This window comes from Paenibacillus nasutitermitis (assembly GCF_014641075.1).
GTDB lineage: Bacteria > Bacillota > Bacilli > Paenibacillales > Paenibacillaceae > Paenibacillus_Z > Paenibacillus_Z nasutitermitis.
Genome location: NZ_BMHP01000009.1, coordinates 112,507 through 126,110 on the forward strand (window position 1 = coordinate 112,507; position 13,604 = coordinate 126,110).

Sequence of the window (13,604 nt, forward strand, 5' to 3'; positions counted from 1 at the left end):
TGCCTTTCACCGGAACGGACCTATATAATGGGAATAAATTCCTGTTATATAGGTTTTTTTAAATTTTATCCTTGTGAAACGGGTTTCTACATCGTTTGCTTTTTTTTCTTTTTCTTGCATGATATGGTTTCGTATACTATATTGAGAGAAAAGAATACCTCAAACCTAAAGGGACCTACCTCATGAATCCCACTATAGAGCTTGTCTTCATGATTGCTTCCGTGATGATGATGTGCATTATTTTTATCACTGTATATGGGCACAGAAGAGAACGCGGCGTAAGCTATCTGCTCGGTTTAATTATATGCCGGATTATTTATGCAAGCGGTGTCGTTCTGGAGAAAAGCAGCGATTTATTAATGGAGAAGCTGATATTTCGCAATATGCACCTAACGGCGCTTAATTTAATGGTGCCTTTCTTTTTATTGTTTACGCTTGAATTGATCGGCCGCGACAAATTATTACGAACACCATGGAAGATTATGCTATTCACGGCGTTCGCCTTATGGTCGCTGCTGATGTGGTTCGATTCCGATTTGCATCTGATTTATCGCACGATTGAACTGATTGACGGTCAATTAATCACGAAGAGAACCGTCTATTCCATGACGTTCTCTATGATTTGTTATAGCATTATCGTCCTATGTTTTTATTTTTTATTTCACTATATACGGAATATCCGCAGCGATTTGCGTAAGCCGGTCATGTGGGTTTTGTTTCTGGCCTCATTTTCGTTTATTTTTGAAATTATAAAATTCACGAACCCCCATTGGTCGCCGTGGCTGCTTCCGCTAACGGTTTATTGCGGATTTATTGGGATGTTCATGCTCGTCATAATACTTCGGTACAAGTTTTTCTCTATCGTTCCTTTTGCCAGAAATATGGTGCTGGATACGCTTCAGGAAAGTATTCTGATTGCGAATGCTTCAGGGCAGATCATTGACAGCAATAAACAGGCATCCCGATGGTTTTCGAAGATGGGCCATGGATCCGTCTCCGGCCGGAATATTGCCGAACTGTTGGCAGTTTGGCCAGATTGGCACCGGTTGTGCATGTCTATGCAGCAGGGTAATGCAGAGATTGACATCTGGCTCGATGGAGAAAGAAGAATTTACAGTGTGAACGTATATCCGCTGCATACACAGCGTAAGCAGAGGCAGGGCAGTATTTCTCTTATCTTTGATATTACGGAGAAACAACGGCATTTGGAGCAGATTGCCCGGCTCAACGATATGAAGGATCAATTATTTACAATCGTGTCGCATGACATTCGCAGCCCGTTGGCGATGCAGTATCAGCTCATTGAATTGCTGGAAGATGATAAAGACAGTCTCGGTAAGGATCACCGGGAGATCGTGGAGATGTTGGGCGATCAAATTCGCAATACGCTGGGAATGACTACCAATCTATTAGAATGGTTCCGCAGCCAGCGGGAAGACCTGGCACTTCGTCCGCAGTCATTGGAATTGTCCGAGGTCGTGGAGGAATGTTGTCATGCGCTGCATATGAATAACGAGGCCAAACAGATCACGGTAACGAATAGAATTGCTTCAGGTACTCGTGTGTATGCCGACCGGGAAGCGCTTGGATTAATTATTCGCAATCTGTTATCCAACGCGATCAAATTTACCAGATTGGGCGGCAGCGTCCATGTGCACGCCGAGTTATCGGGCGACATGGTGATCGTTTCCGTTCGCGACAACGGGGTAGGTATGGAGGAGGAGCAGGTTCGTCAGCTGTTCGGCGGGAAGCAGCTCAGCTCCATGCCCGGTACTATGGAAGAGAAGGGGGCCGGGCTTGGGCTGCTCGTAAGCCGGCAGTTCGTACAACGAAGCGGCGGGAGCTTATGGGTGGAAAGTACAAAAGGGCAAGGAAGCATATTTTATTTCACCATGAGAGGGGAACATACGTGATGAAAGTTCTCCTGGTTGACGATGAGCCTGCCATGCTGCTGGCCATGAAGCGGATGCTGTCGACTATGGAAGACGTGGAGCTGGTGGGAAGCTTCCGGAATGCGGCAGAGGTGCTGGCATTTGTTCGGAATAATGATGTGGATCTGGCATTCCTGGACATTCAGATCGCTGCGGACAATGGATTGGAGCTGGCCCGCAGTTTGCGCTTGATCCGTCCGAAGCTTGGCATCGTATTTACAACCTCACATACGGAATATGCGCTTCACGCTTACGATGTTTATCCATTGGACTATATCGTTAAGCCGGTTTCCAGAACTCGTCTGGCCCAGACGATCGCGAGGGCGGCTGGCAGAAGCGGCGCTTCTTCAGATGACGCTGGTGAGCGCTCGCCTCATCGGTTGACCGTTCGGGGATTGGGCTGCCTGGAGGCCAGCAGCAAACAAGCAGGTGCTGTGAAATGGATTTCCAAAAAAAGCATGGAGCTGTTCGCCTATTTGGTGGTTCATCGGGGCCGGAGTGCAGCCAAAGTCCGAATGCTGGAGGATATCTTCCCGGATATGCCTCTTAAGAACGCGGAAACCTATCTTCATACAGCGGTCTACCAGCTTAGGAAAGCGTTGTCGCCGCATGGGTTCAAGGAGATCGTCATCTCCGCGCAAGAACAGTATCGTATTGATTTGGATCAGGCAGATGTTGACTTTATTCAATTTGAGCAAGGCGTGGAGAAACTATCCGAAATCAACGAAGAGAATGAAGCGGCAGCCATAGAGCTTGAGAAACGGTTCGCCGGAGAGCTTTTCGAGGATAAATCTTTCATATGGTTAACGGTGGAACGCGAGCGTCTGGCATTGATTTATGATTCCTTCTCCAAGCGTCTGGCAAGCTGGCTGCTGGCTCGGAAGCAATTCAGAGAAGCAGCGCAAATGGCCAGAAGAATGGTCATGCGCAATGAATTTGAGGAAGACTCCAATCTGCTGCTGCTGAATATATACGGAGCCATGGGGGACCAGCGATCCCTTCATATCGCATATAAGCAATATACGCAATTACTGTTTGATGAGCTTGGCCTTCAGCCATCGGAGCGTATTCAGCAGCTCTATGATCAATATCAGTAATCCCCTTCCGACCAGGAGAGGGGATTTTATGTCATTAATCATTAACCATACCGTTATGCGAGAGCTTCCCCATTGACTTTGACGTGGTCCAGTATCGTATTTCCCCAATCAGGAAGCAGGCTTGTCTCTCCCGTAAAACGGCTTCCAGCCAAGGAACTGTAATGAAATACAGCTCCTTCAAAGCTGCATTCCTCAAACCGGCAATACATAAACATGGCCCCGCGAAAATTAACATCAGAAAAACAGCATCGCGTGAACGTGGCGTCGCTCGCTATTGCTTTGCTTAAATTACTTCCAGTAAAATCGCAATCCTCAAATTGCTCGCTAATCCTCGCATTATTCAGATTTACCCCTCGAAACGAGCAGTGGCTGAATTGACGTGACATATACCTGCCATTCATCTTGACCCCATCAAAGCAACAATTCATAAATTTTGAGGTGCTCAAACTTGTATTCTCCACGAAACGGGCATAAGACAGATCAACCTGCTGTACAGTCAGGTACTGAATCGTCTCAGCCAATGCGACTCCCCGGAAATCCTCCAGTCCGGCATCGGTCTGACCGAATGGGGAGGAGGGGAAGAGCCGTTCTTTTTTATGCAGATTTTGTTTGCCGCAAACCAAGGCCAATCCTTGATTGACTTCAGCGAGCTGCTCGTCGTTCCATCTTGCAGTAAATTGCTTTTTGTTCAAAATGATAACCTCCTCCCTTATCCCATTATAAGGTATATGTCTTCGATTATCTCGTTATTGGATACTTCAAGGCATCCGTGGACCTGAATGCAGCCGGTACCTTGTCGGCAGTAGGCTCCTTGATCTTCCCGGGCAGCGGCAACTGTTTTCAAAAAATAGGTATAACGAATCGGACAGGCCATTACGAGCGTTAAGTTGACACTGGTAATGGTTTTTTTTGTTTCGTATACTTAAGGGATAAAATGACATTAAGGAGTGAGATGATGAAGAAAAAATTAGGCCATGTTACATTGTTGGTGAACAATTACGATGATGCCATTGAATTCTATACGAACAAAGCGGGGTTCGTGCTGTTATCCGACAACACATTTGGCGAAGGCATGCGATGGGTCGCGGTGGCGCCTTCCAAAGATTCGGAAACTGCGGTTGTTTTCGTTGAGGCGGACACTCCCGGGAAGAAAGAACGAGTCGGCAATCAAGCAGCCAATCATGTCTTTCTTGTTGTCCATACCAATGATTGTCGCCGCGATTACAGCATGATGAAGTCGAAAGGGGTAACATTTTTCGGAGAACCTGCAGATGTGCCATGGGGAGTTGAGGTGGTATTTGAGGACCTGTACGGCAATCGTCTGGATCTTGTACAACATAATGGCTTCTAGCGGCCGCTGTGGTTCGAGGAACGAACTCTTCGCATGAATGACTATGAGCAGCCGGCGTTCATCCCGAACAACATGATAGCACAAAAAGCCCCGCCCTGTCCGTTGTGAGAAAGAGCGTGAGCTTGCGTCCTTATCATCCATTTCGTCTCATGGCAAATAGGCGCCTACAACTTCAAATTGCTGCGTGTCGTCTACCGTCAAATATTTGACTTCAATGATATTTCCTTTTTGAAACGCGGGAATATTCACGATCTGAATCGCCGTCTTTACTACGGTATGGACAACCTCGCCATCCTGCTTGGTGACGGTCAGGTCCAGCAAAACTTCTGGTTGATCGTCAACTTGTACATTGGTTTGCCGGATCGAATTGATCACCGCTTGTGCAGACATGCCGCCCGCGAGAACCGCCTTGCGCTGCAGGGTACGGTTTTTGTGGGCCCGCAATCCCTTGACAACTTTTGAGATTGTAAGGGACGCCGTCAGTAATGAGAAAAGAACGATGATCACAATAAAAGCAGTCAAATAGCATTCACCTCGCTTTCCAACCCCAATCAAAAAACAAAATCCCCCTATTTTTGACTGAGCAGTTCAATCATCTCTTCTTCTTGCCTGGCCTTTGCAATATCCAGCGGGGTTTGTCCGTCGTTATTCGTTATGCTTGGATCCGCGCCTTTGGCAAGAAGGAGTTCAACGACATCCAGGCGTTCTTCACCATCAGCGGCTTGCGTATGTAAAGGCGTGCTGCCGTCCGAGGATTTCTTATTGATATCGGCACCGCCTTCCAACAGGCATTTAACAATGGCGGGATACAGAGCAATGTGCAAAGGGGAAATGCCTTCATCATTTGTTGCGTTCACATCTGCACCCTGATCAAGCAAATACCTGGTCATCTTTGTGTTTTCCGTCATCACGGCTCCATGCAGCACGCTAAACTCATAATCGTCTTTTCCCGTAATGAGCGAGGGATCCGCGCCCAGGATCTTTTTCAGTTTTTTGAATTCCCCCTCTTCCGCAGCTTCATATAAATCTTCGAATGTATAGGCCATTAGTGGTCTTGTCCTCTCTATTTAGAACTCTTTACTATTTAATCCAGTTTAATAGAATTTGAAGCACATCCATGGGAATTATATTAAGCGTTTGGGGGAGGCTCCTTTCCTGGATTTGGAGCAGGTCAGACAATAACGCCGGCCATAAGCCTTTCCATAGGCGACGATGGTGTTGATCATGGTTTTATCGGGAAGCTTGGTGAACGGACAGGGGTCCGGACGGGTATTGACTTCCAGCAGCCATGGCTTCAGCCGCCGGTCTACGGCTATATCCAGTCCGAGCTCATTCATCGCCGGGTAGGTCTGATTGAACCGGTCGGCTGTCAACTTGGCCATACGGTACATCTCTTTCAGGAGGCGGCTTGACGCTTTTTTGCTTGCCAGCGGGACGATCAGCGCATCGACGGGGTAAATGCTGCCTCCCTGGCTCCCGTTGGTAACCGCTTTGCGGGGATGGGCTACGCGTCCGGCTGCTCCGGTCGGCTTCCAGTTGCCGGATGGGCCTTTTTGAATCATGATACGGAAATCAAACGGACGGCCCATATGCCGCAGCACATGAATGCCTTTCTGTACCAAATAAGTCCGGCTGCCAGCCTGCCGCCGGATGGAATCATACAATTCCGCGAAGGTGCGTAAGACGCAGATGCGGGTGCCTGCCTGATAACGATAGGCGCCTGCAGTTTTCTCCACCCGCATGACCCCGATCCCAAGCGATCCCGTATCAGGCTTTACATAAACCATGCCATACCGTTTCAGCATAACAGCTAGCTGGCTTCTTGAGAATAGACGGGTTGCGGGCACATGACTGGCCAGCTTCCGGTCGCGCATGACAATGCGGGTCTTGCGCAGCTTGCTTGATACGCAGGTGCGTCTACTTTGCATGGTTGTCTCTCCTTTTACGATACCTGACTTCCCTTTAGTATATGGCTGCGCATAGGCACTGGTGACGGGCTTTGAAGGGGGATTAATAGGGTAGGCGAACGCCCGGAGTCCTTGCAGCATAGGATATAAAGTCACATGTTGGGTGTCGGAACTAGCATTTTTTGAATTAAACCCCGAATGCAAGGAGGAAAGTCTATGATCCGGCCTGCCGACCTTAAGCGGACGATTGAACGGATGGGAAATCGTTTTCCCTGGTATTCCCCTATGCTGCCCAGCGGACGTACCGATCAGACCTCCACGGAGCAGTGGAGTCAGCTGCCCTTGATTACAGCCGGGATACTGGAGACGCATTACTATACCGCAGATAATCCGCTTGCTGCCGGCGAGGGAATGAACCTGTACCGGACCTCCGGTACCAGCTCGAACCGGCGCAAGGCGATTTTTTATTCTCCTGCCGATGAAGAAGCCTACCTTCAGATCAAGCGCGAAGTGCTTGGCCTCATTCTGGGCGGCCGTTACCGGACGGCCATCGCGGATGTGGGCACAGGGCATGCCGAAGCCACGGCGGTCCAGGTATTTCGCGAACTGGGCATGGAAGTGGATTCGTTGTCCTTCCGTCTGCCCATCGAACGGCATATCGAGCGGCTGGCTGAATTCCGCCCTGAGGTGCTGTACACGATGCCATCCCTATTGGACCGCATCCTGCAGGCATCCGGCGACCCGGCAGCGTTTGGCATCCGCCATGTTATTCTGGTCGGTGAGATGGCGGCCCCATCCTGGATTCGCAGCGCGGCGCGCCGTCTCTCCATTGGAACGGAGCAGATAACGGATACGTACGGCTCTATTGAAATCGGAACGATTGCTTATTATTCGCACAGGCATGGCCGGTATTTGCTGGCGGAAGGGCTTTTCGCCGAAGGCGTCGGCACGGAGGTGCTGGGGGATGGGCTTGAGCCGCTTTCGGCTGCCGAGGAGCGGGTGCTTGTTCTGACCTCTGCATGCAGAGATTCGTTCCCTGCGATTCGTTATGTTACCTATGATGTGGTCCGCGATCTTCGATGGATCGTGGTGGACGGAAAGCCCAGGCAGAGCTTTCACAGTCTGGTGAAGCGGATTGGCCCCGAACTGAAGCATGGAGAGAAAATCAGTCTGTATGACATCGAGAATGTGGTATTGGAGCATCTGCCCGAAGCCAGCATCCGGGTAAAAGTAGCGGGCAACGCGCTGAGCGTACAGGTATGCGGCCCGGAAGCAGAACCGCAAACGCTGGAGAAAATCCGTCATGACCTGGAGAGGAGAATTCCGGAGATCGGGATTATGATACAGTCGCGGATTCTCGGTGAGATCCAGGTCCTTCAGGGCGTATTCGATGACTCGCTTGCGCGCAGATCCATTAAGAACAAAACCGTCAGCTACGAGCAGGGGGGAACAGCATGAAGCTGGAAGGAGGCATTGCCGAAGCCATCGGAGGGACTCCGCTTATCGGTTTGAGCCGGCTGTTCCAAGACGAGCCTTTCGAGGTCTACGCCAAGCTGGAATGGATGAATCCGGGGGGAAGCGCCAAAGACAGGCCTGCTCTGTTCATGCTGCGGGAGGCGATTCGCCGCGGGGATATTACCGGTGAAACCGTCATTATTGAATCAAGCTCCGGCAACATGGCAATCAGCCTGGCCCAACTATGCTGCTATCTGGGACTGAGGTTCATCTGTGTGGTCGATCCCCGCACGACCGGGCAGCATAAACAAATTATTGCCGCCCTCCATGGCGAAATCGAACTGGTAGCGGAGCCTGATGCTTCGACAGGCGAGTTTTTGCCTGCCCGTATCCGCAGAGTGCAGGAGCTGCTTCAGCAAATACCGCACGCCTATTGGACGAATCAGTATGCCAATCCGGACAACTACCGGGCACACGCCGAGACGACCATGCGGGAAATTGGCGAGCAGCTGGGGCCGGTCGATTATCTGTTCTGCGGGGTCAGCTCATGCGGAACGATTCGCGGCTGCCGGGAGTACATTCGCAGCCGGGGGTGGCCGACACGGATCGTGGCGGTGGATGCTGCCGGCAGCGTCATATTTGGCGGAGAGAAAGGCGCACGCAGTTTGCCTGGTCTGGGCGCTGGCATCGCGCCTGGCTTGTTCCAGAGGGATATGCAGGATCATCTGCTGTACGTAACGGATGCCGAGTGCGTCCGGGGCTGCCGCGATCTCGTCCGTTATGAAGGGATATTGGCTGGCGCCTCCTCCGGAGGCGTAATTGCCGCCGTAAGCAGAATGAGGGACAGCATTCCGGCCGGGGCCGTATGTGCGGTGATTCTGCCGGACCGCGGCGAGCGGTATCTGGCATCGGTATATAACGATGAATGGGTCCGCCGGGAATTGGGCGATGAATGGCTTACTTAAAGGGAGAACATACGATGATCTATTTGAACGACAAAGATATCCGCAGCATCGGAATTGATTGGAGGAAGCTGACCGGCATCATCCGGGATGTAGCAGGGATTCAGCACACGTCGGATTGTGTCCATCCGCTGAAGCCTTACTTGCGCTTTGGCGACCCGGACAACCGGATCATCGCCATGCCTGCCTATGTGGGGGGCAGCATCCGGATGGCCGGTATCAAATGGATCGCCAGCTTTCCCCATAATCACCGTCTTGGCCTGCCGCGTGCCCACAACACGATGATTCTGAATGAGCCTGTGACGGGCAGGCCGCTTGCGTTCATTCACAGCGCATTGCTGAGCGGGCTGCGCACCGCAGCGGTCAGCGGATTGATGATGGAGGCTTTTCTCAAAAGAAGAAAACCGGGCGGTCTGCGGATCGGCATGCTGGGATGGGGACCCGTAGGCCGGCTTCATCTGGACATGTGCCGGGAATTGCTCGGCGAAGTCATACAAAGTGTTACTTTATATGACCCGAATGGCATTGATCCCGCATCCGTGCCCGAAACGCTTCAAGCCGTGACTGCCATTGCGGATGATTGGCGTCCGGTCTTCCGCAGCGCGGATATCTTTATCACCTGTACAGTCTCGCCCATGAGGTATCTTGACGAGCAGCCTCCTGCAGGTGCTCTTCTGCTTCACGTCTCCCTTCGCGATTATATGCCAGAAAGCTTGGCGGGCCTGAAGGTTGTCGTGGTGGACGATTGGGGAGAAGTATGCCGCGAGGATACGGATGTGGAGCAGCTTCACAAACGCTTCGGCCTGATGGAATCCGATACGGTCTCCTTCCCGGATGCGGTGTGCCGGGACAGACTGGCCGCATTCCCTGCGGAGGAGCCGGTATTATTCAGTCCGATGGGCCTTGCCGTATTCGATATTGCGATCGCCGCCTGCTACTATCATGAGGCACTGCGGCTCGGGATAGGCAAGGCGCTGGAGGGAAATTTATCTTGAGCGGCCAGCGAACCAGCCTCCTCTTGTTCTTTTCTGATCGTTGTTGTTGGAAGAAACGCGCATCCTCCCACACGGCCGGGTTTGCGTTTCTTTTTTACTGCATATGGACAAGCTTACGGAGGAATAGGAGATCCTGGCAGCAATAGGGTGATTGATTTTTGAATCGCTTTCATGCCGTACCCAGGTATATAATAGAAAGATGAAATTTGGATTGCTCAAGGCTATTGGAGAGCGGCAACAGGGTAATGGTGAGTTGATGCTGTGCAGGTAAGTGTTTAAAACTTGGCGGAGGAAAACAGAGCATGACTATTATTTTTCGTTATTTGGGGAAGTACCGGCTCGCTGCCGGCATGGCAGTCTTGATGATGCTGATTGAACTGGCGCTGGAGCTGATACAGCCGTTTCTGATCGCCGTCATTATCGATGAAGGAATCACGCAGAAGGACACGTCAGTGGTGCTGTTATGGGGCGGATTGCTCGTTGGCGGCTCGATTGTGGCATTCGGCGCCGGCATTCTGAGCTCGTTTTTTGCTTCGCATACGAGTCAGGGATTTGCTTTCGATATCCGGGAAGCCCTTTATACAAAGGTGCAGGCGTTTTCTTATGCGGTGTTTAACCGGTTCGCCACTTCATCGCTGATCACCCGGTTAACCAATGATGTTACACAGCTTCTGGACACGGTATTTATGGGTTTGCGGTTTATGCTCCGGATGCCGCTTGTCGTGATCGGCAGCATTGTCATGGCGCTTGTTGTGCATCTTCAGTTGGGGCTCCTCTTGACCCTAACCGTTCCGGCACTCTTGGTATTTGTCGTATGGATTATGAAGAAAGCGTCCGTATTGTTTAAAAAGGTCCAAATGAAGCTGGACACGGTCAATCGCGTGATGCAGGAGAATTTGACGGGCATGCGGCTGATCCGCGTGTTTGTCCGGCGCAAGGAAGAAGCAGGCCGGTTTGACCGGCTCAGCGGGGAACTCATGGGGAGCACGGTCTCAGCGCTGCGGCTCACCGAGATGACGATGCCTTTTATTCTGCTGATTATGAACGCCGGCATCATTGCGGTCCTGTGGTTTGGTCATCAACAGATTGGCGTGGGCAGCGCTACATCAGGCGAGGTCGTGGCGGTTGTGAATTATTCGCTGCGAACCGCGGGCGCGCTGTCCGCTTTCTCCATGATTGTGGCTACCTTGTCCAGGGCGCGCGCATCGGCGCAGCGGATCGACGAAGCGCTGGAGACGGACAGCAAGGCGCGGGTCCACTCCGGTCATATCCCGGTAGAGTCTTGCGCAGGAAGCGTGGAATTCGATCAGGTTTCCTTCCTTTATCCGCATACGGACGCACGCGTACTGACAGATATTTCCTTCAAGATCCAACCGGGTGAAACCGCCGCGATTATGGGGGCTACCGGATCGGGAAAATCCTCGCTGATGCAGCTCGTTCTGCGCCTCTACGAGCAGACCGCAGGCGTAGTCCGGATCGACGGAAGGGATGCCCGCGAGCTGGATCTTGAATTTTTGCACCGCTCCATTGGTTATGTCTCTCAAGAGGTGCTGCTCTTCTCCGGCACGATACGCGATAACATCGCCTGGGGGCTTGAAGATGCAAGCATGGAGCAGGTTGTGGAAGCAGCCAGAATGGCGCAAATCCACGAGACGATCGAAAAGCTGCCGGATGGCTACCAAACGCAGCTGGGGCAGAGGGGCATCAACCTCTCCGGCGGCCAGAAGCAAAGGCTGTCGATCGCCCGGGCTTTGATCCGCAAGCCGGCTATTCTGCTGCTGGACGACAGTACCAGCGCGCTTGATGTGCGGACAGAGGCGGCGCTTTTGCACGCCCTGAAGGAAATGGCCTGTACGACGCTGCTGATCACCCAGAAGATCAGCTCCACGGTCGGAGCGGATCAGATCCTGCTGCTGGATGAGGGAAGCCTGATCGCTCAAGGCACCCATGAGCAGCTGATGGCCGGCAATTCCCTGTACCGCCGTATTTATGAATCTCAATTCGGGAAGGAGGGGACCGCTCATGTGGGAAGCTTTAAGTGAGCCCTTCCGGTACCCCAGACCGCTTGGGAAAGATGCGGCAGCACCCGGCAGTTCCCAGTCCGGCAAACGGGCCAAAGCCAAAGCAAAGGATTGGCAGGGAACCCTAAGACGGATCTGGCAATACCTGGCCCACCGAAAAGGCCGTCTGACGCTCGTCCTGCTGATGGTTATTGCAAGCTCCGGGCTCACGCTGCTGGGTCCCTACCTGATCGGAATGGCGATTGACGATTACCTGGAAGGACCCGGAGGCAGGCCGTGGCTGCTGTTTCTGCTGGGACTGGCCTGCGTGTATGTGCTTCAATCCGTTGTCGGCTGGCTGCAGAATATCTGGATGATCCAGATTGCCCAGGAGGCCGTGTTCCGGATGCGCACCGATCTCTTCGAGCAGCTGCACCGTCTGCCCATACCGTTCTTCGGCAAACGCCGGCAGGGCGATCTGATGAGCCGGATGACCAATGATATCGACAGCGTAAGCTCGACGCTGAACAGCTCGGCGATCCAATTGTTCTCCAGCGTGCTGATGCTTGGAGGCACGATTGTAGTGATGCTGCTGCTCAGCCCCCTGCTTACGCTGCTGACCTTTCTGGTAGTGCCGTTAATGGCCCTTGGCATGCGCTGGATTACGCGGCGGACCGGGGCGTTGTTCAAGGAACGCCAGCGGAATCTGGGGGAGCTGAACGGATTTGTGGAAGAGACCTTGTCCGGTCAGCGGATTATTAAGGCGTTCTCCCAGGAAGAGCGGGTCATCCATGAGTTCCGCAAGCGCAATGAGCGTATTAAACAGTCAGGCTTCTGGGCGCAGACGATCTCCGGCTTCATTCCCAAGCTGATGAATGGGCTCAACAATCTGAGCTTTGCCATTATTGCCTGTGTCGGCGGCGTATTGGCGATCCGGGGAGCGATAACGGTTGGCGTTATTATTGTATTTGTCGAGTATGCCCGCCAGTTTACAAGGCCTCTGAACGATCTGGCGAACCAGTGGAACACGCTTCTGTCGGCTATTGCCGGAGCGGAGCGGGTGTTTGAAGTACTGGATGAAGAGAAAGAAGATGTGGACGAGAGTTCGGCTGTATCCCTGGACACCGTTTCAGGCGCAGTGGTGTTTCAAGAGGTTTCCTTCTCTTATGAGGAAGGGGGGGAAACGCTTAAGCAGATCAGCTTCGAAGCGAAGCCGGGGGAAACGATCGCGATTATCGGCCCTACCGGTGCCGGCAAGACCTCGCTGATCCAGCTGCTGTCGCGCTTTTACGACGCTGACGGCGGTAAGATCACGCTGGACGGAAGAGATATTCAGTCCATCCGGCGGGAAAGCCTGCGTTCCCATATGGCTTTTGTGCTGCAAGATTCTTTCCTGTTCGAAGGTACGATCCGCGATAATATACGCTACGGCAAGCTGGACGCCACCGATGAGCAGGTAGAGGAGGCCGCCAAGCTGGCTAACGCGCATTCGTTTATCATGCGGCTTTCCGGCGGCTACGACCGTTTGTTGATCGCGGACGGGAGCGGCATCAGCCAGGGGCAGCGGCAGCTGCTCGCCATCGCGCGCGCCATCCTGGCCGATCCGGCCATTCTTGTGCTGGACGAGGCAACCAGCAGCATCGACACCGTTTCCGAAATCAAAATCCAGGAGGGTCTGAAGCGGCTGATGGAGGGGCGGACCAGCTTCGTCATCGCCCATCGGCTCAATACCATCCGCGAGGCCGACCGCATTCTGGTGCTCAAGGATGGACGACTGGTGGAGCAGGGGCCGCATGAAGAACTGCTGAGCCAGGAGGGGCTGTACAGCGAGCTGTTCCACGGACAGCTGGAGCAGTAAGGTTGTCCGGTCCTTGAATACGGCTGTCCCTACCGGATATCCGGCCGA

The 13,604-nt window shown here is 52.7% G+C and carries 12 protein-coding genes; 8 read left to right on the forward strand and 4 right to left on the reverse strand.

The window, feature by feature from the left end; genetic code table 11:
* The first annotated feature begins 182 nt into the window (after nt 1-182).
* Both IEY46_RS32380 and IEY46_RS32385 read left to right on the forward strand, forming a co-directional pair.
* Nucleotides 183-1,913: a sensor histidine kinase gene (locus tag IEY46_RS32380; RefSeq protein ID WP_188999375.1), complete on the forward strand. Its 1,731-nt coding sequence runs from the start codon at nt 183-185 to the stop codon at nt 1,911-1,913.
* On the forward strand, nt 1,913-3,028 hold the full coding sequence (locus tag IEY46_RS32385) for a response regulator (RefSeq protein ID WP_229750705.1): 1,116 nt from the start codon (nt 1,913-1,915) through the stop codon (nt 3,026-3,028). Before IEY46_RS32380 ends, IEY46_RS32385 begins: the two co-directional genes overlap by 1 nt.
* Nucleotides 3,029-3,081: 53 nt before the next feature.
* Here the strand turns inward: IEY46_RS32385 and IEY46_RS32390 are convergent, their stop codons facing one another.
* Nucleotides 3,082-3,720: a pentapeptide repeat-containing protein gene (locus IEY46_RS32390; RefSeq protein ID WP_188999381.1), complete on the reverse strand. Its 639-nt coding sequence runs from the start codon at nt 3,718-3,720 to the stop codon at nt 3,082-3,084.
* A 263-nt stretch (nt 3,721-3,983) separates the two neighbouring features.
* Here IEY46_RS32390 and IEY46_RS32395 point away from each other — a divergent pair, with 263 nt between their 5' ends.
* Nucleotides 3,984-4,379, forward strand: coding sequence for a VOC family protein (locus IEY46_RS32395; RefSeq protein WP_229750698.1), 396 nt, complete (start codon nt 3,984-3,986; stop codon nt 4,377-4,379).
* 147 nt (nt 4,380-4,526) lie between these two features.
* Here IEY46_RS32395 and IEY46_RS32400 read toward each other — a convergent pair whose 3' ends face one another.
* The 3 genes from IEY46_RS32400 to IEY46_RS32410 form a co-directional block, all read right to left on the reverse strand.
* Nucleotides 4,527-4,934 carry a hypothetical protein gene (locus IEY46_RS32400; protein ID WP_229750699.1) on the reverse strand — a complete coding sequence of 136 codons (408 nt, stop codon included), beginning with the start codon at nt 4,932-4,934 and terminating at the stop codon, nt 4,527-4,529.
* A gap of 14 nt (nt 4,935-4,948) precedes the next feature.
* Nucleotides 4,949-5,425: an ankyrin repeat domain-containing protein gene (locus tag IEY46_RS32405; RefSeq protein WP_188999384.1), complete on the reverse strand. Its 477-nt coding sequence runs from the start codon at nt 5,423-5,425 to the stop codon at nt 4,949-4,951.
* A 78-nt stretch (nt 5,426-5,503) separates the two neighbouring features.
* Entirely contained in the window at nt 5,504-6,307 is an 804-nt protein-coding gene (locus tag IEY46_RS32410; RefSeq protein ID WP_188999386.1) for a YheC/YheD family protein, read from the reverse strand.
* 195 nt (nt 6,308-6,502) lie between these two features.
* On the opposite strand from IEY46_RS32410, the gene IEY46_RS32415 reads away from it, so the two are divergent.
* The 5 genes from IEY46_RS32415 to IEY46_RS32435 all read left to right on the forward strand — a co-directional run bounded on the left by IEY46_RS32415 (nt 6,503) and on the right by IEY46_RS32435 (nt 13,556).
* Nucleotides 6,503-7,744 (forward strand): phenylacetate--CoA ligase family protein, encoded by a 1,242-nt coding sequence (locus IEY46_RS32415; protein ID WP_229750700.1) that lies wholly within the window; start codon nt 6,503-6,505, stop codon nt 7,742-7,744.
* Nucleotides 7,741-8,706 carry a 2,3-diaminopropionate biosynthesis protein SbnA gene (sbnA, locus tag IEY46_RS32420; RefSeq protein WP_188999388.1) on the forward strand — a complete coding sequence of 322 codons (966 nt, stop codon included), beginning with the start codon at nt 7,741-7,743 and terminating at the stop codon, nt 8,704-8,706. The genes IEY46_RS32415 and sbnA overlap by 4 nt, the downstream gene beginning before the upstream one ends.
* 14 nt (nt 8,707-8,720) lie before the next feature.
* Nucleotides 8,721-9,698: a 2,3-diaminopropionate biosynthesis protein SbnB gene (locus tag IEY46_RS32425; protein ID WP_188999389.1), complete on the forward strand. Its 978-nt coding sequence runs from the start codon at nt 8,721-8,723 to the stop codon at nt 9,696-9,698.
* A gap of 302 nt (nt 9,699-10,000) precedes the next feature.
* Entirely contained in the window at nt 10,001-11,740 is a 1,740-nt protein-coding gene (locus tag IEY46_RS32430) for an ABC transporter ATP-binding protein (protein WP_188999390.1), read from the forward strand.
* Entirely contained in the window at nt 11,721-13,556 is a 1,836-nt protein-coding gene (locus IEY46_RS32435; protein WP_188999588.1) for an ABC transporter ATP-binding protein, read from the forward strand. Before IEY46_RS32430 ends, IEY46_RS32435 begins: the two co-directional genes overlap by 20 nt.
* The last annotated feature ends 48 nt before the right edge of the window (nt 13,557-13,604 follow it).